Source organism: Amycolatopsis plumensis, assembly GCF_042652605.1.
GTDB classification, from domain to species: Bacteria; Actinomycetota; Actinomycetes; order Mycobacteriales; family Pseudonocardiaceae; genus Amycolatopsis; species Amycolatopsis plumensis.
Genome location: NZ_JBHSJY010000001.1, coordinates 3,312,464 through 3,334,324, shown reverse-complemented (window position 1 = coordinate 3,334,324; position 21,861 = coordinate 3,312,464). Strand labels below are relative to the sequence as shown.

At 71.6% G+C, this 21,861-nt stretch carries 29 protein-coding genes and 1 pseudogene; 15 read left to right on the top strand and 15 right to left on the bottom strand.

What is annotated here, in order from left to right; genetic code table 11:
• Positions 1–64: 64 nt before the first annotated feature.
• Positions 65–811: a polysaccharide deacetylase family protein gene (locus ACFPLC_RS15935; RefSeq protein ID WP_378197440.1), complete on the top strand. Its 747-nt coding sequence runs from the start codon at positions 65–67 to the stop codon at positions 809–811.
• Here the strand turns inward: ACFPLC_RS15935 and ACFPLC_RS15930 are convergent.
• The 4 genes from ACFPLC_RS15930 to ACFPLC_RS15915 form a co-directional block, all read right to left on the bottom strand.
• On the bottom strand, positions 808–1,287 hold the full coding sequence (locus tag ACFPLC_RS15930) for a carboxypeptidase regulatory-like domain-containing protein (protein WP_378197041.1): 480 nt from the start codon (positions 1,285–1,287) through the stop codon (positions 808–810). The genes ACFPLC_RS15935 and ACFPLC_RS15930 overlap by 4 nt on opposite strands.
• The gene (locus ACFPLC_RS15925; RefSeq protein WP_191312527.1) at positions 1,284–1,889 is read right to left on the bottom strand and encodes an RNA polymerase sigma factor; all 606 of its coding nucleotides are present in this window, start codon (positions 1,887–1,889) and stop codon (positions 1,284–1,286) included. The genes ACFPLC_RS15930 and ACFPLC_RS15925 overlap by 4 nt, the downstream gene beginning before the upstream one ends.
• A 417-nt stretch (positions 1,890–2,306) precedes the next feature.
• A complete protein-coding gene (locus ACFPLC_RS15920) occupies positions 2,307–2,972 on the bottom strand; it encodes an SGNH/GDSL hydrolase family protein (RefSeq protein WP_378197044.1) in 666 nt (221 codons plus the stop codon).
• Between the two features lie 10 nt (positions 2,973–2,982).
• Positions 2,983–3,591: an NAD(P)-dependent oxidoreductase gene (locus tag ACFPLC_RS15915; RefSeq protein WP_378197047.1), complete on the bottom strand. Its 609-nt coding sequence runs from the start codon at positions 3,589–3,591 to the stop codon at positions 2,983–2,985.
• An 82-nt stretch (positions 3,592–3,673) separates the two neighbouring features.
• Between ACFPLC_RS15915 and ACFPLC_RS15910 the strand changes: the two genes are divergently transcribed.
• Positions 3,674–4,237, top strand: a complete 564-nt coding sequence (locus ACFPLC_RS15910; RefSeq protein ID WP_378197050.1) for a TetR/AcrR family transcriptional regulator — start codon at positions 3,674–3,676, stop codon at positions 4,235–4,237.
• On the opposite strand, the gene ACFPLC_RS15905 is transcribed toward ACFPLC_RS15910, so the two are convergent.
• On the bottom strand, positions 4,234–4,722 hold the full coding sequence (locus ACFPLC_RS15905) for a GbsR/MarR family transcriptional regulator (RefSeq protein WP_378197052.1): 489 nt from the start codon (positions 4,720–4,722) through the stop codon (positions 4,234–4,236). The genes ACFPLC_RS15910 and ACFPLC_RS15905 overlap by 4 nt on opposite strands.
• 93 nt (positions 4,723–4,815) lie before the next feature.
• Between ACFPLC_RS15905 and ACFPLC_RS15900 the strand changes: the two genes are divergently transcribed.
• Positions 4,816–5,712: an ABC transporter ATP-binding protein gene (locus ACFPLC_RS15900; protein ID WP_378197055.1), complete on the top strand. Its 897-nt coding sequence runs from the start codon at positions 4,816–4,818 to the stop codon at positions 5,710–5,712.
• Positions 5,709–7,343 (top strand): ABC transporter permease, encoded by a 1,635-nt coding sequence (locus tag ACFPLC_RS15895; RefSeq protein ID WP_378197058.1) that lies wholly within the window; start codon positions 5,709–5,711, stop codon positions 7,341–7,343. Before ACFPLC_RS15900 ends, ACFPLC_RS15895 begins: the two co-directional genes overlap by 4 nt.
• Here the strand turns inward: ACFPLC_RS15895 and ACFPLC_RS15890 are convergent.
• Together ACFPLC_RS15890 and ACFPLC_RS15885 are read right to left on the bottom strand one after the other, a co-directional pair.
• Positions 7,340–7,837, bottom strand: coding sequence for a hypothetical protein (locus ACFPLC_RS15890; RefSeq protein ID WP_378235833.1), 498 nt, complete (start codon positions 7,835–7,837; stop codon positions 7,340–7,342). The genes ACFPLC_RS15895 and ACFPLC_RS15890 overlap by 4 nt on opposite strands.
• A gap of 2 nt (positions 7,838–7,839) precedes the next feature.
• Positions 7,840–8,169, bottom strand: a complete 330-nt coding sequence (locus ACFPLC_RS15885; protein WP_378197065.1) for a hypothetical protein — start codon at positions 8,167–8,169, stop codon at positions 7,840–7,842.
• A gap of 139 nt (positions 8,170–8,308) precedes the next feature.
• Between ACFPLC_RS15885 and ACFPLC_RS15880 the strand changes: the two genes are divergently transcribed.
• Positions 8,309–9,544, top strand: coding sequence for an MFS transporter (locus ACFPLC_RS15880; protein WP_378197068.1), 1,236 nt, complete (start codon positions 8,309–8,311; stop codon positions 9,542–9,544).
• Here ACFPLC_RS15880 and ACFPLC_RS15875 read toward each other — a convergent pair.
• Positions 9,477–10,049: a TetR/AcrR family transcriptional regulator gene (locus ACFPLC_RS15875; protein WP_378197070.1), complete on the bottom strand. Its 573-nt coding sequence runs from the start codon at positions 10,047–10,049 to the stop codon at positions 9,477–9,479. The two genes, ACFPLC_RS15880 and ACFPLC_RS15875, sit on opposite strands and share 68 nt — an antisense overlap.
• Before the next feature lie 96 nt (positions 10,050–10,145).
• On the opposite strand from ACFPLC_RS15875, the gene ACFPLC_RS15870 reads away from it, so the two are divergent.
• Positions 10,146–10,571: a nuclear transport factor 2 family protein gene (locus ACFPLC_RS15870; RefSeq protein WP_378235832.1), complete on the top strand. Its 426-nt coding sequence runs from the start codon at positions 10,146–10,148 to the stop codon at positions 10,569–10,571.
• The gene (locus tag ACFPLC_RS15865) at positions 10,537–10,719 is read left to right on the top strand and encodes a nuclear transport factor 2-like protein (protein ID WP_378235831.1); all 183 of its coding nucleotides are present in this window, start codon (positions 10,537–10,539) and stop codon (positions 10,717–10,719) included. Before ACFPLC_RS15870 ends, ACFPLC_RS15865 begins: the two co-directional genes overlap by 35 nt.
• On the opposite strand, the pseudogene ACFPLC_RS15860 reads toward ACFPLC_RS15865, so the two are convergent.
• From ACFPLC_RS15860 to ACFPLC_RS15850, 3 genes and pseudogenes are all read right to left on the bottom strand, one after another.
• A pseudogene (locus tag ACFPLC_RS15860) lies at positions 10,682–11,470 on the bottom strand (metal-dependent hydrolase). The gene ACFPLC_RS15865 and the pseudogene ACFPLC_RS15860 sit on opposite strands and share 38 nt — an antisense overlap.
• A gap of 59 nt (positions 11,471–11,529) precedes the next feature.
• A complete protein-coding gene (locus ACFPLC_RS15855) occupies positions 11,530–11,883 on the bottom strand; it encodes an STAS domain-containing protein (protein ID WP_378197076.1) in 354 nt (117 codons plus the stop codon).
• 218 nt (positions 11,884–12,101) lie between these two features.
• The gene (locus tag ACFPLC_RS15850) at positions 12,102–12,410 is read right to left on the bottom strand and encodes a WhiB family transcriptional regulator (RefSeq protein WP_378197079.1); all 309 of its coding nucleotides are present in this window, start codon (positions 12,408–12,410) and stop codon (positions 12,102–12,104) included.
• Between the two features lie 162 nt (positions 12,411–12,572).
• Between ACFPLC_RS15850 and ACFPLC_RS15845 the strand changes: the two genes are divergently transcribed.
• From ACFPLC_RS15845 to ACFPLC_RS15835, 3 genes are all read left to right on the top strand, one after another.
• Positions 12,573–12,989: an ATP-binding protein gene (locus tag ACFPLC_RS15845; protein ID WP_191312550.1), complete on the top strand. Its 417-nt coding sequence runs from the start codon at positions 12,573–12,575 to the stop codon at positions 12,987–12,989.
• The gene (locus ACFPLC_RS15840; RefSeq protein ID WP_378197083.1) at positions 12,986–13,765 is read left to right on the top strand and encodes a SigB/SigF/SigG family RNA polymerase sigma factor; all 780 of its coding nucleotides are present in this window, start codon (positions 12,986–12,988) and stop codon (positions 13,763–13,765) included. The genes ACFPLC_RS15845 and ACFPLC_RS15840 overlap by 4 nt, the downstream gene beginning before the upstream one ends.
• Before the next feature lie 61 nt (positions 13,766–13,826).
• The gene (locus ACFPLC_RS15835) at positions 13,827–14,246 is read left to right on the top strand and encodes an ATP-binding protein (protein ID WP_378197086.1); all 420 of its coding nucleotides are present in this window, start codon (positions 13,827–13,829) and stop codon (positions 14,244–14,246) included.
• Between the two features lies 1 nt (position 14,247).
• Here ACFPLC_RS15835 and ACFPLC_RS15830 read toward each other — a convergent pair whose 3' ends face one another.
• Positions 14,248–14,739, bottom strand: coding sequence for a MarR family winged helix-turn-helix transcriptional regulator (locus ACFPLC_RS15830; RefSeq protein WP_378197089.1), 492 nt, complete (start codon positions 14,737–14,739; stop codon positions 14,248–14,250).
• 42 nt (positions 14,740–14,781) lie between these two features.
• Here ACFPLC_RS15830 and ACFPLC_RS15825 point away from each other — a divergent pair, with 42 nt between their 5' ends.
• A complete protein-coding gene (locus ACFPLC_RS15825) occupies positions 14,782–15,759 on the top strand; it encodes an aldo/keto reductase (RefSeq protein ID WP_378197091.1) in 978 nt (325 codons plus the stop codon).
• An 18-nt stretch (positions 15,760–15,777) separates the two neighbouring features.
• On the top strand, positions 15,778–16,416 hold the full coding sequence (locus ACFPLC_RS15820; protein WP_378197094.1) for a nitroreductase family protein: 639 nt from the start codon (positions 15,778–15,780) through the stop codon (positions 16,414–16,416).
• Between the two features lie 66 nt (positions 16,417–16,482).
• Here ACFPLC_RS15820 and ACFPLC_RS15815 read toward each other — a convergent pair whose 3' ends face one another.
• Together ACFPLC_RS15815 and ACFPLC_RS15810 are read right to left on the bottom strand one after the other, a co-directional pair.
• Positions 16,483–17,127, bottom strand: a complete 645-nt coding sequence (locus tag ACFPLC_RS15815; RefSeq protein ID WP_378197097.1) for an alpha/beta fold hydrolase — start codon at positions 17,125–17,127, stop codon at positions 16,483–16,485.
• Between the two features lie 10 nt (positions 17,128–17,137).
• Positions 17,138–17,809, bottom strand: coding sequence for an HNH endonuclease family protein (locus tag ACFPLC_RS15810; protein ID WP_378197100.1), 672 nt, complete (start codon positions 17,807–17,809; stop codon positions 17,138–17,140).
• Between the two features lie 178 nt (positions 17,810–17,987).
• Here ACFPLC_RS15810 and ACFPLC_RS15805 point away from each other — a divergent pair, with 178 nt between their 5' ends.
• Together ACFPLC_RS15805 and ACFPLC_RS15800 are read left to right on the top strand one after the other, a co-directional pair.
• Positions 17,988–19,031, top strand: a complete 1,044-nt coding sequence (locus tag ACFPLC_RS15805) for a tetratricopeptide repeat protein (protein WP_378197103.1) — start codon at positions 17,988–17,990, stop codon at positions 19,029–19,031.
• Positions 19,032–19,078: 47 nt separating this feature from the next.
• Entirely contained in the window at positions 19,079–19,597 is a 519-nt protein-coding gene (locus tag ACFPLC_RS15800) for a hydrogenase maturation protease (RefSeq protein WP_378197106.1), read from the top strand.
• Here the strand turns inward: ACFPLC_RS15800 and ACFPLC_RS15795 are convergent.
• The gene (locus ACFPLC_RS15795) at positions 19,524–20,429 is read right to left on the bottom strand and encodes a LysR family transcriptional regulator (RefSeq protein ID WP_378197109.1); all 906 of its coding nucleotides are present in this window, start codon (positions 20,427–20,429) and stop codon (positions 19,524–19,526) included. The genes ACFPLC_RS15800 and ACFPLC_RS15795 overlap by 74 nt on opposite strands.
• Before the next feature lie 84 nt (positions 20,430–20,513).
• Here ACFPLC_RS15795 and ACFPLC_RS15790 point away from each other — a divergent pair, with 84 nt between their 5' ends.
• Positions 20,514–21,815 (top strand): aspartate aminotransferase family protein, encoded by a 1,302-nt coding sequence (locus ACFPLC_RS15790; protein ID WP_378197112.1) that lies wholly within the window; start codon positions 20,514–20,516, stop codon positions 21,813–21,815.
• The last annotated feature ends 46 nt before the right edge of the window (positions 21,816–21,861 follow it).

Genomic DNA, 21,861 nt, shown 5'->3' with positions numbered 1-21,861 from the left:
TTCCCGCGTCACTCTTTCGGGTAGTACACGAAAGGGGGGAAGCGTGAGGAAGCGCTTGACAGCGGTGGTCGCGGCGGCGGCCTTGGCACTGACCGCGTGCTCGGGTCACGACTCGGATCAGCGGGAGCCCGAGGCCAGCCAGCCGAACCCGGCCCCGCAGGCCGCCCCCGACGTGAAGACGTCCGGGCCGTACCCGTTCGGCACGGTCCAGCAGAAGGCGCCCGCGATCGAAAACGGCCAGGTGCCGGTCATCCGGCGGATCACCACCGACAAGCCGTACGTCTTCCTCACCATGGACGACGGCGCCGTGCAGGACCCCGACGCGCTGAAGCTGATGCAGCAGAACGGCACCCACCCGGTGCTGTTCCTGAACCAGAAGTACGTGAAGGGCCACGAGGCCTACTTCAAGCAGATCCTCGACGCCACCGGCGCGACGCTCGGCGACCACACGGTCGACCACCCGAACCTCAAGGGCAAGCCGTACGAGTTCCAGCGCAAGGAGATCTGCGACGACGCCGACGACTTCCAGAAGAGCCTCGGCGTCCGCCCGTCGCTGTTCCGCCCGCCGTTCGGCAACTACGACCAGAACACGCTGAAAGCGGCGGCGGCCTGCGGCATGCGCGCCTCGGTGCTGTGGACGGCCGCGGTCAACGACGGCGTCGTCCAGTTCCAGTCCGGCGACAAGCTGAAGCCCGGCGACATCGTGCTGATGCACTTCCGCAAGACCTTCAAAGAGGACTACACGGCGTTCGTGGAGCGGGCCAGGAAGGACGGGCTCACGCCTGTCCCCCTGGCCGACTTCCTGGGTTAAAGCACCACCGTCGGCGTCACGACCGTCCGGCGGCACGACACGTCACCGAGGTGCACGAGGATCTGCGTCGTCCCGCGCGGCACGTTGTCGAGCACGAACCGGCCGCCTTCGTCGGCCGTCGTCGACGACGTGCCGTGCTCGGCGACGCGGACCTCGACGCCGTACTGGCCGGCCGGGACCAGCCAGCCGTCGATGCGGTGCAGCTTGCCCATCTTGGTCAGGTTGATCATCACCGTCAGGTCGCTGACGGTGAACGTGATCGTGCCGGTGCCGCCGCCGCGGACGCCGGCGAGGTTGTCCAACCGCTCCCACCGGGCGACCTCGACGTCGAGGTCTTCGAGGGCGAGCGCGAATTGGACCCGCTGCACCAGGTCACCCGGTGGCGGGTCCAGTTCGTCGAGGAAACGGCCGACGTCGGCCAGCAGCACGTCGTCACCGAAGGAGGCTTGGCCCCCCGGCGCCCCGAGGTCGTTCATCGGCTTCCCCCTTCACTGGCGAGGAGATCGCGCATCTGGTCGAGGCAGCGACCCCTGGTCGGGCCGACACTGCCGCGCGGCATGCGCAGCGCCTCGGCGACGAGCTGGTACTCCGCGCGGCCCGCGAGGACGGTCAGCCGGAGCAGTTCCTGACAGCGGTGGGGCAGCCGGACGAAGGCGCGCCAGACCCGGCGGTCGCGGTCGGCGCGGATGGCTTCGTCTTCGGGTGCCGGCTGGGTGCTCGGCATCGCTTCGGCGACTTCGTCGCTGAGCGGCACCGGCTGCATGCGGCGGCCGAACGGGTGGGTGGCCTCGCGGCGGGTGGTGGTGATCAGCCAGGCGGCGAGGGCCTTCGGGTCGCGAAGCTTCCCGAGCTGGCTGAACAGGGCCAGCCAGACGGTCTGGACGACGTCCTCCGCGACCGACCGGTCGAGCCCGTTGGCCCGGGCGACGTGCCAGACGAGCGGGGTCAGCTCTTCGACGAGGCGGGCCATCGCCCGGCGGTCACCGTCCCTGGCCGCCTCCATGCACGCAGCGTGCAGCTCGGCGCCGGTCAGGCCCTCCCACGGCGGATCTACCTCTGTGGTTTGCACGTCGGTCACCGTATCTGCCCCTCTTCGGAAGAGTCTTCGAGTCGGCAATGGCAGTATCGCGGGTCCTTCGGGGGGAAGGAGCGTGCAGGTGGATCTCGGATACATCAAGGTCACTTACTTCGTCGGTCGTGCACTACCGGTCAATGGCTAATCCGCGAGGTACCGGCCGGCGCGCGTGGACTCGCACCGGCCGGTACTCCCCTCCCTCAAGGACCCGCTCCCCAACGGGCCCCGCCGGGTGTCCCCTCCCCCGAAGGTCACCCGGCCGACGGTGTCCGGCAGCCCCCTCGGCTCCCGGTCACCGCGTTCACTGCGAACGCGACACCCCCGTCGTGTTCCTCCGTGCTCGGCTGCTCCACAGGACGCAGTGGGGACACCGCCAGATACCGGATCCGGCGAATTTTTTTGAAGATCGACGCAGAGCGGCTAACTGATCACGGCGCGTGCCAGCGTTCCGGCCCAGCGCGCGTAGCCGGCCGGGCCCGGGTGGAACCGGTCGCTCGCGAAGGCGGCCGGGTCGAGCAGCGCGGGGTCCATCGGGAGGTGCCGGACGCCGGGGATCCGCTCGAGCGTCGCCGCCGCGCGGTCGAGAGCGGTGGAGCGGGCCGCGAGGACGTCACGCAGCGGGCGCGGCAGGGCCGGGAAGCGGGACATCGGCGGCACCCCGGCCAGGAGGACGTCGACCGGGCCGAGCCGCCCCCGCAGGTCGAGCACCAGGCGCAGCAGGTCACGGCGGTAGGCGGGGGCCGTGCGGAGCTCGATGGTGTCGTTGACGCCGAGGGCGACCACGACCAGGTCCGCGGGGCGGACCAACGGAACCAGTTCGGCGCGGGTGACCCGGGCGTTGGCGCCGGTCCGGCCGACCGCCTGCCAGCGCACCGCCCGGCCGTCCCGGGCCAGCTCGCGGGCGAGGCAGCCGGTGAGCGCTTCCTCGTGGTCCGCCGCGCCGACGCCGTCCACTGTGGATTCCCCGAGCACGGCGAGCCGGAACGGTTCGCCGTCACCCGGGACGAGTCCCTCCGTGGGCCCCGCCGCGCCCGGGAGCCGCGGGGTCTTGCGTTTGACGTACAGAGCTTGAGCCAGGAGCACCATGGGCTGGAACCTAGCCGTGGGCGATCGAGACCTTCTGCCTGATCAGCGTCGGGTCCGCCACGGCGTCGAGCAGGTAGGCGGCGACGTCGGCGCGTCGGATGGTGAACGTGCGGACGTTCCCGTCGAGGCGGCTGGCGACCTTGCCCGTCCGCGGCCCGTTGAGCAGCATCGGCGGCCGGACGATCGTCCAGTCGAGATCGGTGGCTTCGACCACGGCCTCCATCGCGAGCATGTCCGCCCAGCCGTGCTTCAGGAACGTGTTGAGCAGCGGCTTCACCAGCGAACGGGTGAAGAAGCCGTCGCCTTCGGTGTGCATGCCACTGGCGCTGACGACGAGCAGGCGCTTCGCCCCGGCCTCGATCGCCGCGCGGGCGCCGTCCACGCAGACGGTGGTCGGCCCGCGGTCGCGGGAGCCGACCGCGGAGATCACCGCGTCCCGGCCTTCGACGGCGGCGCTCAGCTTGTCGTGGTCGGCAAACCCGGCGACCACGACCCGGGCCGGCCACTGCAGCCTGGCCGGGTCGCGCACGACGGCCGTGACGTGCCAGCCGCGGTCCAGTGCCTGCTTGACGACTTCGCCGCCGACGCCGCCGGTTGCTCCCAGCACGGTGATCCTCATCGGTTCCTCCTCGGTTAGTGAACACTCACCAGGTAGGGTGAGTGTTCACTAACCCGGCTGAGAACGCACTCAGGGAGCCACCATGGGAAGCCGCGAAGAGATCGTCGCCGCGGCCGCGAAGGTCATGCGCGAGCAGGGCTACGCCCACGCGACGACGAAGGTCATCGCACAGACCGCGGGCTATTCGGAGGCGATGCTCTACAAGCACTTCCGGGACAAGACCGACCTGTTCCGCAGCGTGCTGGCCGAGGAGCTGCCCGCGCTGGGCGCCGCACTGGCCGAGCTGACCGCGGACCCCGGGCGGGCACCGCTGCGGGACAACCTCGTCCGGGTGGCCCGGCTCGGCCTGGCGTTCTACGTCGACAGCTTCCCGATCGCCGTCTCGATGTTCTCGTCGCGGGAGCTGCTGCGCTCCCACCGCGACCGGCTGCGCGGGCACGGCCCGCACCTGCCGCTGAAGGGGGTCGCGGACTATCTGCGCGCCGAACGGGACCTGGGCCGGATCAACGCGGACACCGACGTCGAGGCGGCCGCGGCCCTGCTGCTGGGCGCGTGCTTCCAGCAGGCCTTCCTGGCCACGTTCGAAGAGCGCGAGCCCGCCGACCGCGCCGAGCAGCTCGCGGACGTGCTGCTCGCCGGGCTCTAGGCGTTCTTCTCTTCGCGGAGCTTGTGCCAGCGCTCGTACATGCCGTTGAGCTCCTCGAGCATGAACGACAGGAAGTCCCGCATCTCGGCCAGCCGCTTGCCCGAAGGGGTGTCCTCGCCCAGGGCGTCGATGCCGTCCTCGGCCGCGTCGCGCCACATCATGATCATGCGGTCGCGCTTGAGGAACGTGGCGTACCAGAGGTCGTCGTAGAGGCGGTAGTGGTCGCGGCGCTCGCCGGGCTCGCGCTCCTTGGCGACCAGGCCGATCTGCTCGAGCCAGCGCACCGCGCCGGAGACGGCGGCCGGGCTGACCGACAGCTGCGCGGCCAGCTCGGCGGCGGTCAGCCTGCCCTCGTCGGTGGTCATCAGCGCGGCGAACACCCGCGCGGGCATGCGCTGCATGCCGATCTGCGAAAGCACGAGCCCCAGGCTCTCGACGTACCGGCGGACGGCGTCTTCATCTCGCTGCACTTCAGGCGTCGTCATCGGCCCATCCTTCCGTACCCGTCCCCCGCGATCACTCGATCTAGACATTTTCTTAACTTCACAACTTCATGAAGCGAGCGTAGCTTCCGAACCATGGAAAACGCCATTTCGGTCACCGGCCTGCACAAGTCGTTCGGCCGGACCAAGGCCCTCGACGGCCTGGACCTGCAGGTACCCGCTGGGGAGGTGCACGGCTTCCTGGGCCCGAACGGCGCCGGGAAGTCGACGACCGTCCGGGTGCTGCTCGGCCTGCTCCACGCGGACGCCGGGGACGTCCGGCTGCTCGGCGGCGACCCCTGGAAGGACGCCGCGAGCCTGCACCGCCGCCTGGCCTACGTGCCCGGCGACGTCAACCTCTGGCCCAACCTCTCCGGCGGCGAGGTGATCGACCTGCTCGGGCGCCTGCGCGGCGGGCTGGACGAGAAGCGCCGCGCCGACCTCATCGAGCGCTTCGACCTCGACCCGAAGAAGAAGGGGCGGACGTACTCGAAGGGCAACCGGCAGAAGGTCGCCATCGTCGCCGCCCTCGCCTCGCGGGTCGACCTGCTGATCCTCGACGAGCCGACGTCCGGCCTCGACCCGCTGATGGAGGCGACCTTCCAGTACGCCATCCAGGAGGAACGCGAGCAGGGCCGGACCGTGCTGCTCTCCAGCCACATCCTCGCCGAGGTCGAGGCGCTGTGCGACAAGGTCAGCATCATCCGCAACGGCAAGACGGTCGAGTCGGGCACGCTCGCCGAGCTGCGGCACCTGACCCGGACGTCGATCACCGCCGAGCTCGCCGGACCGCCGAACGGGCTGGCGAACCTGGCGAACGTCCACGACCTCAAGGTCGAGGGCCACCGCGTCCGCTTCGACGTGGAGACGCGCTCGCTCGACGAAGCCCTGCGTCAGTTGACCGAGGTCGGCGTCCGGAGCCTGGTCAGCCAGCCGCCGACGCTGGAAGAGCTGTTCCTGCGCCATTACACGACCGAAGCGAGCGCGAAATGACCGCGACGCTGGCCCGCCCAGTCGCGGTGGCGCCCGCGCACGAACTGGCCGGCACCGGGCACCTCACCCGGCTCGCGCTGCGCCGCGACCGCGTGATCCTGCCGATCTGGATCGTGCTGCTCAGTGTCGTCCCGGCGAGCTCGGTCAACACGTTCACGCAGTTCTACCCGACCGTCGCCGACCGGCTCGCCCTGCAGGCGGGCGCGAACGCGAATCCCTCCTACGCGCTGCTCTACGGCCCGCCGTTCGACCTGACCACGGCCGGCGGGTTCATCGCCTGGCGCATGTGCGGCTTCCTGGCCCTGCTCACCGGGCTGATGGTCGTCTTCACGGTCACCCGGCACACCCGCGCCGAGGAGGACACCGGGCGCGCGGAACTGCTCGGGTCCGCGGTGGTCGGCCGGTACGCGGCGCTGACGGCAGCCCTGCTGGTGGCCGGGGGTGCGAGCGTGCTGACCGGGCTGATCCAGGCGGTCACGCTGATCGGCGCCGGCCTGCCCGCAGCCGGTTCGGTCGCCTTCGGCGCGTCCGAAGCGCTGGCGGGGCTGGTGTTCACCGCGGTGGCGGCGGTCGCCGTCCAGCTCGCCGAGTACTCGCGCACCGCCAACGGCATCGGGACGGCCGTGGTCGGCGCCGCGTTCCTGCTGCGCGGGGCCGGAGACTCCACTGTGGACGCGCGCTGGCTGTCCTGGCTGTCGCCGATCGGCTGGGTGCAGCAGGTCCGGGCGTTCGCCGGGGAACGCTGGTGGGTGCTCCTGCTGCCGGTGGTGTTCGCGCTGGTCGTCGGCGCCATCGGCTACTGGCTGCTGCCCCGGCGCGACGTCGGCGTCGGCATCCTGCCGCCGCGACCCGGCCCGGCGACGGCCGCCCCGAGCCTGCGGTCGCCTCTCGCGCTCGCCTGGCGGCTGCACCGCGGCCCGCTGCTCGGCTGGCTCATCGGCACGGCCGTGGTCGGGGCGGTGTTCGGCTCGATCGCCAGCGGCATCGGCGGCCTGGTCGGTTCGAGCCCGCAGGCGCAGCAGATCATGGAACGGCTGGGCGGCAGCCACGCGCTGACGCAGGCGTTCCTCGCCGCGATGGCCGGGATGTTCGCCATGGTGGCGTCGCTGTACGGCGTCCAGGCGGTGCTGCGGATGCGCGGCGAGGAGACCGCGATCCGGCTCGAGCCGGTGCTCGCGACCAGCGTCGGCCGCTTGCGCTGGGCGGGCAGTCACCTCGTGTTCGCCTTCTTCGGCACGGCGGCGCTGCTGCTGTCCGGCGGGGTGTTCATGGGCCTGGCCAACGGCCTGCGCACCGGCGACGTCGGCGGCTCGCTCGCGGACACCCTGTCCGGGATGCTCGTCCAGCTGCCCGCGGCCTGGGTCGTGGTCGCGCTGGCGGTGGCGCTCTTCGGCCTGCTGCCGGGTTTCTCGGCCGCGGCCTGGGCGGTCGGCGCGCTGGCGCTGCTGCTGAGCCTGTTCGGCCCGATCCTCGACCTGCCGCAGGCGGTGCTGGACGTCTCGCCGTTCCAGCACCCGCCGAAGATCCCCGGTCAGGAGTTCACCGCGACGCCGCTGGCGTGGCTCGTGGCGATCGCCCTCGTCGCCCTCGTCACCGGTCTGGCGGGCTGGAAGCGCCGGGACGTCGGTTAACGCACCCGCAGCTCGTGGTCCGGGCCGGCCACGAGCTGCGCCTGCGGGCCGTCCTTCCCGCAGCCGGGCCCGTTCGCCTCGACGAAGGCCGGGATCACCTCGACGGTGTGCGGTGTCCCGTCGTCGAACCGGACGGTGACCCGGACCGGTTCGGCGGGCAGGCCCGGGAGGTCCGCGAAGCCGTGGAGCCCGCCGGTGGGGACCATCGACGTGCCGCACGAGCTGTCCGGGCCGGTGCCCGTGCACGTCGTCGCGCCCGCCGACGTCTCGGGGAACAGGCCGACGTCGCGGGTGACGCACTGACCGCGCCAGCAGGCTTCGAGCGCCGCTTTCGAGATGCCTTCCGGTGCCGGGATCGACAGGCTGATGCCGATCGGGACGCCGATCGCCGTGCAGGCGATCTCCGGCCCGGAACAACCCGCTGTCACGAGCAACGCCAACCCCAGTGCGTACCGCATGCCGACCAGACGGCGGCGGCGGCCGCCGGGTTGCATCGTCAGTCGCGCCAGAGGGAAGTCAATGGCAAGACGGGCGAAGTCGAGGTCGGCGTGACGGAGGTGGTCGAGGGCGTCGGCTGCACGGTGACCTCGACGACGCTGGTGGTGGTCGCCGTCGGCGGCGTCTCGACCGAGGTGACGGTGGACTGCGGCGCGGACTCGGTGACCGTGACGGGCACCGCGGAGACGGTCGTGGTCGGCGGCGCGGGCGTCTCGACGCTGCGCGGTGCGGGCCGCCCGGCGACGAGCATGGCGGCGACGAGCAGCCCGGTGGCGAACCCCGCGAGGCCGGTGACCGCGGCGGAGCCCCAGGTAGGTCGGCCACTCATCGGGCACCCCCTCGCCACGCGCAGCGCAGGTACGAGGACTGACTCGCGTTGATCTTACGTCGTGTTACCCAAAGTGCACCTGGAGCGCACGCGACTCAACTTTCTTGCGTCGATACCGCGCATGCGCCAGCTTGGACCGATGGGGGTATTGCGGAACCGCGACTTCCGGCGCCTCTGGCTCGCCGACCTCGTGAGCCAGGCCGGCAGCCGGATCGACGTCCTGGCGGTGCCGTTGCTCGCGGTCACCGCGCTCGGCGCGCCGGTCTTCGAGGTTTCCCTGCTCCGGACCGCGCAGACGCTGCCGTACCTGGTGCTCGGCCTGCAGGTGGGCGCCTGGTGCGACCGGATCCGCCACCGCCCGGTGCTGATCGCCGCGGACGCCGGGCGGGCGGTGCTGATCGCCTCGGTGCCGGTCGCCGCGCTGTTCGGCGTGCTCGGGATGACCCAGCTGCTCGCCGTGGTCCTCGCCGTCGGCGTGCTCAGCGTGTTCTTCGACGTCGCCCACCAGACCTACGTCCCACGGCTGGTGACGCCGGAGCAGCTGCCGGAGGCCAACGCCCGGCTGCAGACCAACCGGTCGATGGCGGCGGTCGCGGGCCCCGGCCTCGCCGGGGTGCTCGTCCAGGCGCTCGGCGTCGCGGCGGCGCTCGCCGCCGACGCCGTCAGCTACCTGTGGTCGGCCCTCTGGCTGCGCCGGATCGAGACGCCCGACACGCGGCCCGAACCGCGGGAGCGGCGGCTGCTGCGCGAGATCGGCGAAGGGCTGCGGCTGGTCCGCGGCGACCGTGTCCTGCTGGCGATCAGCGCGCACGGCGCCGCGTCGAGCTTCTTCCAGTCGGCCCACCTGGCGATCGTGATCGCCTTTCTCGCCCGAGACGTGGGGCTCTCGCCGTGGGTGATCGGGGTGCTCGGCACCGCTTCGCTGACCGGCGCCGTCACGGCCGGGCTCACCGCGCGGCGGCTCGGCGACCGGATCGGCCAGGCGCGCGCCCTGTGGGGTTCGGCGGTGCTGTTCGGCCTGGCGTACCAGCTCTACCCGTTCACCGGACGCGGCTGGGCGCTCGCCTGCTACGTCCTCGCCGGCTTCTTCACCAGTTACAGCGTGATCGTACTGAGCGTCTTCGGCGTGAGCTTCCAGCAAGCCGTCACGCCGCCGGAGCTGCTGGGCCGGGTGAACGCCATCTCGCAGACGCTGGTCTTCGGCGTCGCACCGCTCGGCAGCCTGCTCGGCGGCGCGCTGGCCGGCGCGATCGGCATGCGGGCAACGCTGCACATCGCGGCGGCCGGCGTCCTGGCCTCCGCGGCGATCATGGTGTGGTCGCCGTTGCGGAAGCTGCGCGACCTGACGCCCGCAGGCCGTCGACGACCACGCTGACCAGGTGCGCGCTCCCCGGCGCGTACCGCTCGACGGCCAGGCAGCCGACGATGAGCGCGCGCAGGTCGTCGCCGTCGATGTCGCGGCGGATGGTGCCCGCCTCCTGTGCGCGGGCGAGCAGCTCGGCCAGTGCGGCGCGGAACTCGTCGCCGGCGCCGGCCTTGAAGGCGTGCTCGCCGGACTCGGCGAGGGCGTCGCAAATGGCCCGGTTGAGCGACGCCTGCTTGATGACGCGGACGAAGTAGTCGACGAAGACCTCGCCGGGGTCGGCGGCGGTGGCGAGCGCGCGGGCCTCCTCGGCGAACTGCTGGATCCGTTCGAGGACGACGGCCTGGAACAGGGCTTCCTTGCTGGGGAAGTGCCGGTAGACGGTCCCGGCCCCGACACCGGCGAGCCGCGCGATGTCATCGAGCGGCACGGCGAGGCCGTCGAGCGCAAAGGCCTCTTCCGCGGCGGCCAGCACCTTGGCCCGGTTGCGCCGCGCGTCGGCGCGCATCTTCTCCATACTGCTCTCCTCGTTGACAACCGGAACGGTCGCTCCGTATCGTCGTAAGCGGGCCCACCGTTCCGATTCAACGCCCAGTCTTCCAGGAGAATCCCGATGCCGCCCACTGTGTCCGAGGTTGCCGAGTTGGTCCGAGACGGGTTGTCCGCTTTGGACGTGACGCCGTTCGCTGGTCTTTTCGCCGCTGATGCGGTGTACGAGGTGCCTTTCCTCGGGGAACGGATCGAAGGCCGCGACGCGGTGGTGGCCACGCTGGCGGCCGGGGGTGTCCGGGCGCGGTCGGCGGGGCTGACGAAGGCGCAGGTCACGACCACTTTGGCGGAGTCGGGGTTCGTCGTGGAGCTGGTGGTTTCGGGGCCGGGGGTGGAGTTCCCGTCGTCGGTGGGCATCCTGACGGTCGCCGGCGGGGAGATCACGTCGTACCGCGACTACCCGGACACTTCGGCGGCGGCGAAGTTCGGGAGCTCCTCGAGCGGTTCGGAGCGAGGTGTCAAGCCGCATTCGCCGCAAACCGCGGAGTAGTCCACATCGGCTCGCGTTCGCCGTCTTCTACGTCATGGTGCTGACCGTCCAAAACGGCCTGATCACCCACTCCCGCGACTACACCGACACGGCCGCGGCGGCCGAACGGCTCAAGGCGTGGTCGCCCGCTGGCTCGACGGCGGGATGAACAGCCGCTCGAAGGTGCTCACCGTGTGGTCCCACACCCCCGGCACCAACAGCACCCCGAGCAGCGCGAACACCGGGAAGATCAGCCGCTTCTCGACCTTCTTGCCCGTCCGGAACCGCAGCACGCGCGGCGGCCGGATCTCGTACCACGTCTCGCCCGCGATCGGGATCGGGAACAGGAACGGGCACCCGGCTTCGGTCAGCGCGTCACCCAGGCAGTGGGTCAGGCACCCGGCCGCGACCGCGATCCCGAGCCAGCCCGAAATGGACTCCAGCTCACCCGCCCGATCGGGGGGCGCCGTGAAGAACCACCACGCCACCGCGGCCCCGCTCACCGGGAGGAGCCAGTCGCCCAGTGCCCCTTCGGCCAGCATCAGCCCGAAGACGACCACGCCCACCACGGCCCAGGGGCCGCCCTCCGTGGTGCCCCACGACGTCAGCAGGCCGAGGCCGGCCGCGAACAGGACCGTGTGCGAGAGGTGGCGGTGCTTGCCGGAGACCTTCTCGTCCCGGGGGCCCTTCGTCAGCGCCTAGAAGCCCGCCGAGACGCGGCGCAGCACCCACGACAACGCGCCCGTCAGCCAGCCGAGGAGGCGGGACGCGCTCGCGCCGGGGTGGTCGAGGTCGGGCAGCAGGGCGAACCCCGCCGTGGTCGCCGCGAAGACGACCGCCTGGTGCACCGAACCCGCCCCCACCGCGGGCGCCAGGGCCAAGCCCGCGCACCAGCCGGTCAGGGCGTGCGTCCGCCCCATCATCGTGCCGTCCCCCAGGTCCGCGAACGAAAATCAGTCCGCGGAACCGTAGCGGGCGGTCAGGTTTGGGGGTCCTCCGACACGCTCAGGTGTTCGGCCACGCCGGTGAGCTCGATCACGCGGCTCACCGCGGGGCTGGGGACGACCGCGAGTTCGACGTCCTGCTCGCCGGCCTGGCGTTGTGCGCGGAGCACCACGTTCAGCGCGGAGGAATCGAAGAAGGTCACCCCGGTCAGATCGGCCACGACCCGCTGCGCGCGCTTGTCCGCGATCAGCCCGGCCAGGGCCTCCTGCAGCTGCGGGCTGGTGAGCAGGTCGAGCTCGCCGGTGACCACCACCCGGGGCTCCGTCGCGTCGGTGTCCAGCGTGATGCCGAACCCGGGCGGGGTGGCGTTCTGGTCGGCTGCGGGCATGCAGTTTCTCCTCGTCAGGCGCTGCTCCTGCGCCGGGTACGCGCCTGCTGTCTCAAGCGGCAACCGTGTCACCGTGCCTTCCCAAAGCTCGCGCCGGGCACGGTCAAGGCAACTCCGGGGCCAACCCTAACCCAGGATGCGACCGCGCCCGCCACGGCCGCCGCCCTTTCGCGTGTACTGCTCACCGACGATCAAATCCTGCCTGCTCAGCGCTCTGCTCAGTGCGCACTCATCGTCTTGCGCGCCGCCCGGCGCTGGCGCAGGAAGAGCTGCCGCCGTTCGATCTCGCCAAGGCCGCCCCAGATGCCGTACGGCTCCTGTACGGTCATCGCGTGCGTACGGCACTGGGCCAGAACCGGACAGGTCTGGCAGATGGCCTTGGCCCGCGACTCGCGCCGCTCACGCGCCGAACCCCGCTCGTTGTCCGTGTGGAAGAACAGGCTGCTGTCCGCACCCCGGCAGGAGCCGCGCAGCTGCCATTCCCACTCTTCGGCAACCACGTTGGGCAGCCGGCTCACGTCAGCCATGTCGTCCCCGCCTTTCCCAGGATCAGCACGTCGACCGCTACATGCCCGCCGGTGGAGCGGATCAAACCCGGGTTTGGTTTGCTCACACCACGGGCATCTCGCTGACCGGGCGTGGAAGACACCGCCGATCCCCTGGAGCGCGAGCCGGAGAAAGGAACAAACGTGGAGGACAACGCCCCGCTCGTCCCGGAAGGCGCGCAGGTCATCGAGGTGCGGACGGCCGCGATCCCGCACGTCGTGCCCACGCTGCGGACCATCGTGGCCGACATCGCGATGCGCCAGGACTTCGACCTCGACGCCGTCGAGGACCTCCGGATGGCGGTGGACGAAGCCTGCTCGCTGCTGCTCCCCGCCAGCGCGGACGGCCGCCTGACGTGCGTCTTCTCCTGGAGCGGGCCGCGCATCGAGGTCTCCGTGTCGGTGCTGGCCGACAGCGCCGACCACGAGGACGACGCCGGCCTGTCGTGGCAGCTGCTGACCGCCCTCGCGACGACCGCCGAGCGCACGATCACCCCGGAGAACGGCCGGTACCTGTCGCGAGTGGACCTCGTCCGGGAGAGCCAGGCGGCGGACTCGTGAGCGATCCCGCCGGGAGCAGCGGGGGCGACCTCGACGTCGGCGCGCTGTTCAGCCGTCTCGCCGCCCTGCCGGCGGACTCGCCGGAGCGCGACCGCATCCGCGACACGCTCGTGCGCGCGCACCTGGAGCTGGCGCGGAACCTGGCCCGCAAGTTCCGCAACCGCGACGAGGCGATGGAGGACCTGGTCCAGATCGCCACGGTCGGGCTGATCCACGCCGTCGACCGGTTCGACCCCGAACAGGGGACGGACTTCCTGGCGTTCGCCGTGCCGACCATCTCCGGCGAGCTGCGACACCACTTCCGGGACAACAGCTGGTCGGTCCGGGTGCCGCGGCGGCTCAAGGAGCTGAACGCGAACATCTCCGCCGCGCGCGAAGAGCTCACCGTGCAGCTCTCGCGCGCCCCGAAGCCGAGTGAGATCGCCGCGCGGCTCGGGGTGCCGATCGAGGACGTCTACGAGGGCCTCCGCGCCGGCCAGGGCCGGTACGGCGCGTCGCTGGACCACCTGCTGGAGAACGCGGCGCACACGCGCTTCGGAGCTCCGGACGCCGAGCTGGGCCAGGCCGAGCTGCGCGAGGCGCTGCGCCCGATGCTGGAGAGCCTGCCGGAGCGGGAGCGCAAGATCGTCGCGCTGCGGTTCGGCTCGGGGATGAGCCAGTCGGACATCGCCCGCCGCGTCGGGGTGTCCCAGATGCAGGTGTCGCGGCTGCTGGCCGCGACGCTGAAGAAGCTGCGGTCCGGCCTGGACGAATCCGAGCTGGCCGACGGCACCTGATTAGGCCATCCGCCGCGTGGGTACTTGGCGGGCGGACCGAACTCACTGGGAGGGGGACCGGATGACGACGTCGAGACTGCCGCAGCGTTCCGCCGCGGCGGCCGCCCCGCTGAGGGTGCTCCTCCCGGCCGACGTCACGGCACCGGCGCTGGCGCGGCACGAGGTGCGGACGGCGCTGCTCCGGCTCGGCGTGCCGGAGCAGCCGCTCGAGGACATCCTGCTGGCGACGTCGGAGCTGGTCACCAACGCCTTCGAGCACGGCGAACGGCCCCAGCGGCTCGAGCTGGAGCACGCCGCGGGCCGGTTGACGCTGCGGGTGCACGACACCGGCGGGATGCTGCCCGAGCTGCGGGCGCCGTCGCCGGCCGAGGCCCGCAGCCGCGGGCTCGTCCTGGTCCAGGCGCTGTCGCTGGACTGGGGCTTCGAACGCTGCCCCGGCGGCAAGTACGTCTGGGCCGTCTTCGCGCTGCCGGACGCCTGAGTCAGCGCTCCAGCAGCTCCCGCGCGGCGGCGGTCTCCGCGATCCGCTGCCGGAACGGCTTGCGCTCCAGCGCCTCGACGATCGCCGCCAGCACCCCGCGCAACGGGTAGGGCAGCTCGGCCTCCAGCGCCTCCGACGCCTCGGTCGTCGCCGTCCACTCCGCCTCGATCAGCGGTAGCAGGCCGCGCGTCTTCTCGGTGAGCGACACGATGCGCTGCCGGGCGTCCGCGCCCGTTTCGAGGGCGACGAGCCCCGCCCGGGCCATCTGCGCGACGGTCTGGCTGGCGGCCGAATGCGTCACGCCGATCTCCGCGGCGAGGTCGCGGATGGCCAGCGGGCCGCGGGCGAGCAGCGCCCGCACCACCGGCGAGTACCGCGGGCGGTAGTCGTCGAGGCCGATGTCGGCGAGGAACTTCGCGATGTCGGTCTCGAAGATCTCGAGGACGTGCCGCATCCGGGTCCCCAGCCCGTCCGGACCCGATGTCATGGCCATGACGGCCGATCATAGGCGCGCCGCGTGTGCTTGGATCGCGACATGGAGAACCGGAAGATCGCCCGCCTGGGCCGTGAGGTGTCCGTCGTCGGGCTCGGCTGCTGGCAGCTCGGGGCGGACTGGGGCGAGGTCGACGAGAACGACGCGCTGGCCGTGCTGCACGCGGCGGCCGACAACGGTGTCACCTTCTTCGACACCGCCGACGTCTACGGCGACGGCCGCAGCGAGCGGCTGGTCGGCCGGTTCCTCGCCGAGCGCGGGGACGTCTTCGTGGCGACCAAGATGGGCCGCCGGGTCGAGCAGGTGCCGGAGAACTACGTCGCCGCGAACTTCCGCGAGTGGAACGACCGGTCGCGCCGCAACCTCGGCGTGGACACGCTCGACCTCGTCCAGCTGCACTGCCCGCCGACGCCGGTGTACTCCTCCGACGCGGTGTACGACGCCCTCGACGCGATGGTCGAGGAAGGCCGCATCAAGGCGTACGGCGTCAGCGTCGAGACGGCCGAAGAGGCACTGACCGCGCTGGCGCGGCCGCACGTGGCTTCCGTCCAGATCATCCTCAACTGCCTGCGCCTCAAGCCGCTGGAGCGCGTGCTGCCCGCGGCGGTGGAGGCCGGCGCCGGGATCATCGCGCGGGTGCCGCTGGCGTCCGGCCTGCTGTCCGGCCGCTACACCGCGGACACGAAGTTCGCGGAGAACGACCACCGCAACTTCAACCGCCACGGCGAGGCGTTCGACGTCGGCGAGACGTTCTCCGGCGTGCCGTACGAGGTCGGCCTGGAGGCCGTCGAGCGGCTGCGCGGGCTCGTACCGTCCGGTCAGACGCTCGCGCAGTTCGCGCTGCGCTGGATCATCGACCAGCCGGGCGTCAGCACGGTCATCCCGGGTGCCCGCAACGCCGAGCAGGCCCAGGCCAACACGGCGGCGGCGTCGCTTCCGCCGTTGTCCGCCGAAGCGCAGGCCGGCGTCCGCGAAACCTACGACGAGCTCATCCGGCCGCTGGTGCACGACCGCTGGTGAGCCCGGCATGATGGGCCGATGATGACGCCCGAAGAGCTGCTGACCACCACCCGGACCGTCCGCAAGCGCCTCGACCTCGAGCGCCCGGTGCCGCTCGACCTGGTCAAGCACTGCGTGCAGGTCGCGCTCCAGGCGCCGAGCGGGTCGAACACCCAGCGGTGGCAGTGGCTGGTCGTCACCGACGCGGGACAGCGGGCCGCGCTCGGCGAGATCTACCGCCGGGCGTGCCACGAGTACCTGGACTCCCCGAACGCCGCGGCCAAGCTGTTCGCGGACGACCCGGTGCGGGCCCGGGCCCAGCAGCGGGTCGGCGACAGCATCGCGTACCTGGCCGACCGGATGGGTGACGTCCCGGTGCTGGTGGTCCCCTGCCTGGAGACGGCGTCCTCGGAACTCCCGGCCGGGAACCAGGCGGGGCTGTGGGCGTCCCTGCTGCCCGCGGTGTGGAGCTACGTGCTGGCGGCCCGCTCGGTGACGCTGGGGACGGCGTGGACGACACTGCACCTCAAGTACGAGCAGGAGGCAGCGGAGGTGCTGGAGCTGCCGAAGAACGTCCACCAGGCCGCCCTGATCCCGACGGCGTTCTACACGGGCGAGACGTTCAAGCCGGCGGCGCGCCAGCCGCTCGAAGAGGTCCTGCACCTCGACCGCTGGTGACAGCCCTGCCGCGGCTGGTCGTGAGTGGTAAGGCGGGTTCTAACCCGCCTTACCACTCACGACCGGCTACGGCAGCAGGTAGCTCACCAGGCGGTCAGCCAGTGCTCGCGGGTGGCTGAGCGGCACGCAGTGCGGGCCGTCGAGCTCGTCCGGCTCGATGCCGAGGCGCTCGCGCGCCACCCGCCGCTGGAAGTCCGGGACGAAGAACCGGTCGTCGCGGGCCAGCAGGACGCGGGTCGGGACGTCCGGGTGGGCCGGGAGCGGCCAGGGTTCGTCCCACTCCTTGCTGACCTGCTCGCGCCCGTGCGCCTGGCACGCCTCGGCGAGCTCCGCCGGGACGCCGTTGAAGAACTGCTCGGTTTCGGTGAGGCCCTTCGGCGACTCGAAGCCCGTGTTGCCCCACCACTGCCCCGGCGGTTCGCCGGGCGCCGGGATCATCCCGGCCAGGTACACCAGCAGCCGCGCCCGGACCTTCGCCGCGACCAGCGGCGCGGTGAACCCGCCGTACGAGTGGCCGACGACGGCGACGTCCGTGCGATCGCCCAGCGCGGCCAGCACCGTCTCGGTGAACTCCGTCAATCCCGCCGCGGGGTCGGTGATCGGCAGGTCGGGCGCGACCGCGTCGTGCCCGCGGGCCTCGAGCTCCGGGACGAGCAGGTGGAAGTCCCAGCCGCTGCCGCCACCGCCGTGGATGAGCGCGAAAGTCGTCACGCGGGCCAGCTCAGCAGCGGCGCAGCATGTCCGTCAAGGCGGTTTTCTCGGCCTGCGTGATCGTCAGCCCGTAGTAGTGCTTCACGACGATCCAGTCGGTCGCGTAGGTGCACCAGAAGGCGACCAGCGGCGGCTTCCACTGGTCGGGCGCCTTGTCGCTCTTCTGCTGGTTGACGTTGTCGGTGACGGCGAACAGCTGCGGCCGGGTCAGGTCGTTGGCGAACTGCTCGCGCTTCTCGGTCGTCCACGCCTTCGCGCCGCTCGCCCAGGCCTGGCCGAGCGGGACCATGTGGTCGATGTCGAGGTCGGTCGGCTTGGTCCAGGTCTCGTCGTCGTAGACGCTGGTCCACGTCCCGGAGATCGCCTTGCAGTCCTTGTCGGTCTGGACGTCCTTGCCGTCGCGCTTGAGGACGACTTCGCGGGTGTCGCAATTGGACCCCTGACTGTCCCAGTGCGGGAACTTTTCACGGGAGTAGCCGTCCATGGACGTCCGCGCGGCGATGGTCAGCTCGTCGAGCTGCTTCTGCGCGTCGGCCGCGCTGACCGGCACCGGTGCGCCGGACGTCGGCGGGGTCGCGCCCGCTCCCCTCGTCGCCCAGTACCCGAAGAGCGCGACGGCCAGAATCGCGATTACCAGCAGGGTTCGCTGCGTCACGCTCAGCCGAAAGCCTCGGGCCGCCACGATTTTCTCCTCTCACCTGCGCGGTCGCGCGGCGTAGTCTCACCTCTGCCGGCGCGGGACAACCGCGCCGACACGACGACCTGGCGCGAATGTGACCTCGCCCACCCACGGCAGACGTGTCACAGGGAGCCGATCTTCTGCGACTACCGGAGCAGGACCCATCCGGAGGGAGCAGCCGATGCCCGGCCGGCTCAAGAAGTTCGACGAGTTCTTCCAGCGCAAAGCCGCCGAGGGCGGCAACGTCGTCGCCATGGCCCGGATGGGTCAGGCGATGCGCGAGCGCGGAGAGCTGTCCGAGGCCGAGTCGTGGTACCGCAAGGCCGCGATGGGCGGTGACCGCGTCTCGATGACGGCGCTGGCCCACCTCCTCGCCGAACGCGGCGCGCAGGAGGAAGCCGAGCGCTGGTACCACGAGGCCGCGCTGGCCGGCGAGCCGCACGGGATGCAGCACCTGGCCAAGTCCTGCGAGCGCCGGGGCAAGCGCGACGACGCCCGGCACTGGTACGGCGAGGCGGCCCGCACCGGCGACCTGCCGTCGATGGCCGCGCTGGGCCGTCTGCTGCGCGAAGACGGGCACGGCGGAGAGGCCGAGTCGTGGCTGCGCCAAGCCGCCGAAGCGGGTTTCACCGGCGCGATGATCGACCTGGGCATCGTGCTGCGCGACCGCGGTCAGGCCGCCGAGGCCGCCCGCTGGTGGCGATCCGCGGTGCAGGCCGGTGACCTCGCGGCCACCTGCCAACTCGGCAGGCAGGCCGAGCGGCTGGGCCGGCCGGGCGACGCCGAATCGTGGTACCGCCAGGGCGCGAGCGGCGGCCACGTCGAGGCGATCACCCGGCTCGGGCTGCTGCTGCACCGCCGCGGCGACGTGGACGAGGCGGAGAACTGGTACCTGGAGGCGGCCGAGCGCGGCGACCCGGCGGCGATGACGAACCTCGGCGTGCTGGCCCGCAACCGCGGCGACGAGGGCGAAGCCGCGGCCTGGTACCGCAAGGCCGCCGAGCACGGCAGCATCCCCGCGCTCACCAACCTGGGGCACCTGGCCGAGCACCGCGAGGACCTGGCGGCGGCCGAGCAGTGGTTCCGCCGCGCCGCCGAGACCGGCGACGTCCAGGGCATGCTCAGCCTGGCGCGGATGCTGCGGGCGCGGGGTGCCGCGCACGAGGCCGAGTTGTGGCTGGCGCGGGCGGAATCCGCGCAGGACGACCGCGAACCTATTGTGTGATCCACTTCACAGTTCTAGCCTGAGAGCGCACCCCAGGAGGTTGCGCAATGAGGCCACGAGTCCTGGTCGCGAGTATCGGCAACGTCTTCCTGCACGACGACGGCTTCGGGGTCGAAGTGATCCGGGAACTGGACCGGGCGGGCCTGCCCCCGTGGGTGCAGATCGCCGACTACGACATCGCCACGGTCCACCTGGCGTACGACCTGACCGGCGGCTACGACACGACGATCCTCCTGGACGCCACCCCGCACGGCAGCCCACCGGGCACGCTGTCCCTCACCTCGGCGATCGATACGCACGACCTGCCGGGAGATTCGGTCGTCCGCCTCCTCCGCCTCCTGGGCGGCGACGCGGGCCGCGTCCTGGTCCTGAGCTGCGAGCCCGCGTGCGTCGACGGCGGGATCGGGCTGTCGGCGGCGGTCCGGACAGCCGTCCCGGCGGCGGTGCGCGTGGTCACCGAACTGGCTTGGGGTGCCAGTCCGGAGCTGCCGGTCAAGGAGAAGACCGAAGTCTTGCCCACTCCGGCAGGTCCGGCGGCTGCCGCAGGGCTTCCAGCACCACGTTGACCGCCGCGCGGGGCAGGGAGCCTCGGCGGGTGACCGCCACGATCGTGCGGGTCACCGGGCTGGCCAGCTCACGCGTGGCCACGCGATAACGCGGGTCCACCGCCAATCCCGGCAGCAAGGCGATCGACAACCCGGCCTCGACGTGCTGCAGCGTCATCAGGTAGTTGCTGAACCGGCAGACCACCCGCGGCTCGAAACCCGATTCGCGGCACAGGCGCAGCGTCAGGTTGGCCATGTACGACTGCGGCATGTCGAGCGCCCACGCCGCGTCCGCATACGCCGACAGGACCGCCGGGCCGCGGGGGGCCTCCGGCGGCGTCACCAGCACGATCGGGTCCGTCGCCAGCGGGACGATGTCGAGGTCGGGGCCCAGCGGGAGCTCGACGAAGTCGGTCGTGGTGATGATGACGTCGGCGTCGCCGCCGCGCAGGGCGGGAATGCTTTCGTGCGGTTCCAGCTCGATGAGCTGGACCTCGAGGTGCGGGTGCGCCAGCCGGGTCACCGCCGGCACGGCCAGGGTGTGGATCGCGCTCTGGAACGCGCCGAGCCGGACCAGGCCGACCGGCTCCTCGCCGAGGCTGCGCAGCTCGGCCTCGACCGTGTCCATGTGGTCGAGGATCACCCGCGCCCGCCGGGCCAGCATCAGGCCGGCCGGCGTCAGCCGGACCCGGCGGCCGGTGCGTTCCAGCAGCTGGGTGCGGGTCTCCGCTTCGAGCACAGCCAGCTGCTGCGACACGCTCGACGCGCTCAGGTTGGCGTCCTGCGCCACCGCGCGGACCGTGCCCAGCGTGTCGAGCCGGCTCAGCAGGCGCAGGCGCCAGGGGTTCAGCATCCACCGATTGTGCGGCAAAACCGAACAACGAAGCCAGAATTGTGAGATGGACGTGGCGCTCGCGGCAGACTTACCGTCGAAGCCATGGCTGACACCTTCTGGGGTGACGTCGACCGGCACCTCGTGCGCTACGGCGGCGCCTTCACCCGCGAGATCATCGACCACGCCGAAGGCAGTTTCGTCTTCACCGAGGACGGCCGCCGGATCCTCGACTTCACGTCCGGCCAGATGAGCGCGATCCTCGGGCACTCACATCCGGAGATCGTCGAGACCGTCCAGCGGCAGGTGCGCAAGCTCGACCACCTGTTCAGCGGCATGCTCAGCCGCCCGGTCGTCGACCTCGCGCGGCGGCTGGCCGAGACGCTGCCGGCGCCGCTCGAAAAGGCGTTGCTGCTGACCACGGGCGCCGAGTCGAACGAGGCCGCCGTCCGGATGGCCAAGCTGGTCACGGGCAAGCACGAGATCGTCTCGTTCGCCCGCTCCTGGCACGGCATGACGCAGGCGGCGGCGAGCGCGACCTACAGCGCGGGCCGTCGCGGGTACGGCCCGGCCGCGTCCGGCAACTTCGCCATCCCGGCGCCGAACGCCTACCGCCCGGACTTCACCGACGCTTCCGGCGCGCTGGACTGGCGGCGGCAGCTGGACTTCGGGTTCGAGATGATCGACGCGCAGTCGGTGGGCAGCCTGGCCGCGTGCCTGGTCGAGCCGATCCTCAGCTCCGGCGGCATCATCGAGCCGCCACCCGGCTACTTCGCCGCGCTGGCCGAAAAATGCCGTGAACGCGGGATGCTGCTGATCCTCGACGAAGCCCAGACAGGCCTGTGCCGCACCGGGAACTGGTACGCGTTCGAGCGCGACGGCGTCGTCCCGGACATCCTGACGCTGTCGAAGACACTCGGCGCCGGGCTGCCGCTGGCCGCGGTGCTGACGAGCGCGGAGATCGAGCAGGAGGCGCACGACCGCGGGTTCCTGTTCTTCACGACGCACGTTTCGGACCCGCTCCCGGCCGCGGTCGGCAACACGGTGCTGGACGTGCTGACCCGCGACCGCCTCGACGCGCGAGCGGTGGAGCTGGGTGCGTTGCTGCGCCAGGGTCTGGAGGAGATCGCCGGACGTCACGACGTGGTCGGCGACATCCGCGGCCGTGGCCTGCTGGCGGGCGTCGAACTGGTGGTGGACCGGGAAACCAAGCGGAGTTCGGACGAGCTGGGCGCGCGGGTCACGCAGCGCTGCCTCGAGCTCGGGCTGCACATGAACATCGTGCAGCTGCCCGGGATGGGCGGGGTGTTCCGGATCGCGCCGCCGCTCACGGCGTCCGAAGAGGAGATCGCGCTGGGCCTGTCCATTTTGGACCAGGCGATCGGTGACGCCGTGAAGATGGCATGAGAACGGCCTCCTTGCCGGCCCGGGGAGCCGGCAAGGAGGCCACTCA

Excerpts from the sequence above, each read along its gene's own strand:
- ACFPLC_RS15875 (WP_378197070.1), bottom strand. The coding sequence starts at position 10,049 with ATGGAGAAGATGCGCGCCGACGCGCGGCGCAACCGGGCCAAGGTGCTG.
- ACFPLC_RS15880 (WP_378197068.1), top strand. The coding sequence starts at position 8,309 with ATGGGGGTATTGCGGAACCGCGACTTCCGGCGCCTCTGGCTCGCCGAC.
- ACFPLC_RS15870 (WP_378235832.1), top strand. The coding sequence starts at position 10,146 with ATGCCGCCCACTGTGTCCGAGGTTGCCGAGTTGGTCCGAGACGGGTTG.
- ACFPLC_RS15835 (WP_378197086.1), top strand. The coding sequence starts at position 13,827 with ATGACGACGTCGAGACTGCCGCAGCGTTCCGCCGCGGCGGCCGCCCCG.
- ACFPLC_RS15915 (WP_378197047.1), bottom strand. The coding sequence starts at position 3,591 with ATGAGGATCACCGTGCTGGGAGCAACCGGCGGCGTCGGCGGCGAAGTC.
- ACFPLC_RS15910 (WP_378197050.1), top strand. The coding sequence starts at position 3,674 with ATGGGAAGCCGCGAAGAGATCGTCGCCGCGGCCGCGAAGGTCATGCGC.
- ACFPLC_RS15830 (WP_378197089.1), bottom strand. The coding sequence starts at position 14,739 with ATGGCCATGACATCGGGTCCGGACGGGCTGGGGACCCGGATGCGGCAC.
- ACFPLC_RS15790 (WP_378197112.1), top strand. The coding sequence starts at position 20,514 with ATGGCTGACACCTTCTGGGGTGACGTCGACCGGCACCTCGTGCGCTAC.
- ACFPLC_RS15795 (WP_378197109.1), bottom strand. The coding sequence starts at position 20,429 with ATGCTGAACCCCTGGCGCCTGCGCCTGCTGAGCCGGCTCGACACGCTG.
- ACFPLC_RS15930 (WP_378197041.1), bottom strand. The coding sequence starts at position 1,287 with ATGAACGACCTCGGGGCGCCGGGGGGCCAAGCCTCCTTCGGTGACGAC.
- ACFPLC_RS15900 (WP_378197055.1), top strand. The coding sequence starts at position 4,816 with ATGGAAAACGCCATTTCGGTCACCGGCCTGCACAAGTCGTTCGGCCGG.
- ACFPLC_RS15890 (WP_378235833.1), bottom strand. The coding sequence starts at position 7,837 with ATGCAACCCGGCGGCCGCCGCCGCCGTCTGGTCGGCATGCGGTACGCA.
- ACFPLC_RS15820 (WP_378197094.1), top strand. The coding sequence starts at position 15,778 with ATGATGACGCCCGAAGAGCTGCTGACCACCACCCGGACCGTCCGCAAG.
- ACFPLC_RS15855 (WP_378197076.1), bottom strand. The coding sequence starts at position 11,883 with ATGCCCGCAGCCGACCAGAACGCCACCCCGCCCGGGTTCGGCATCACG.
- ACFPLC_RS15850 (WP_378197079.1), bottom strand. The coding sequence starts at position 12,410 with ATGGCTGACGTGAGCCGGCTGCCCAACGTGGTTGCCGAAGAGTGGGAA.
- ACFPLC_RS15920 (WP_378197044.1), bottom strand. The coding sequence starts at position 2,972 with ATGGTGCTCCTGGCTCAAGCTCTGTACGTCAAACGCAAGACCCCGCGG.
- ACFPLC_RS15825 (WP_378197091.1), top strand. The coding sequence starts at position 14,782 with ATGGAGAACCGGAAGATCGCCCGCCTGGGCCGTGAGGTGTCCGTCGTC.
- ACFPLC_RS15800 (WP_378197106.1), top strand. The coding sequence starts at position 19,079 with ATGAGGCCACGAGTCCTGGTCGCGAGTATCGGCAACGTCTTCCTGCAC.
- ACFPLC_RS15885 (WP_378197065.1), bottom strand. The coding sequence starts at position 8,169 with ATGAGTGGCCGACCTACCTGGGGCTCCGCCGCGGTCACCGGCCTCGCG.
- ACFPLC_RS15895 (WP_378197058.1), top strand. The coding sequence starts at position 5,709 with ATGACCGCGACGCTGGCCCGCCCAGTCGCGGTGGCGCCCGCGCACGAA.
- ACFPLC_RS15805 (WP_378197103.1), top strand. The coding sequence starts at position 17,988 with ATGCCCGGCCGGCTCAAGAAGTTCGACGAGTTCTTCCAGCGCAAAGCC.
- ACFPLC_RS15905 (WP_378197052.1), bottom strand. The coding sequence starts at position 4,722 with ATGACGACGCCTGAAGTGCAGCGAGATGAAGACGCCGTCCGCCGGTAC.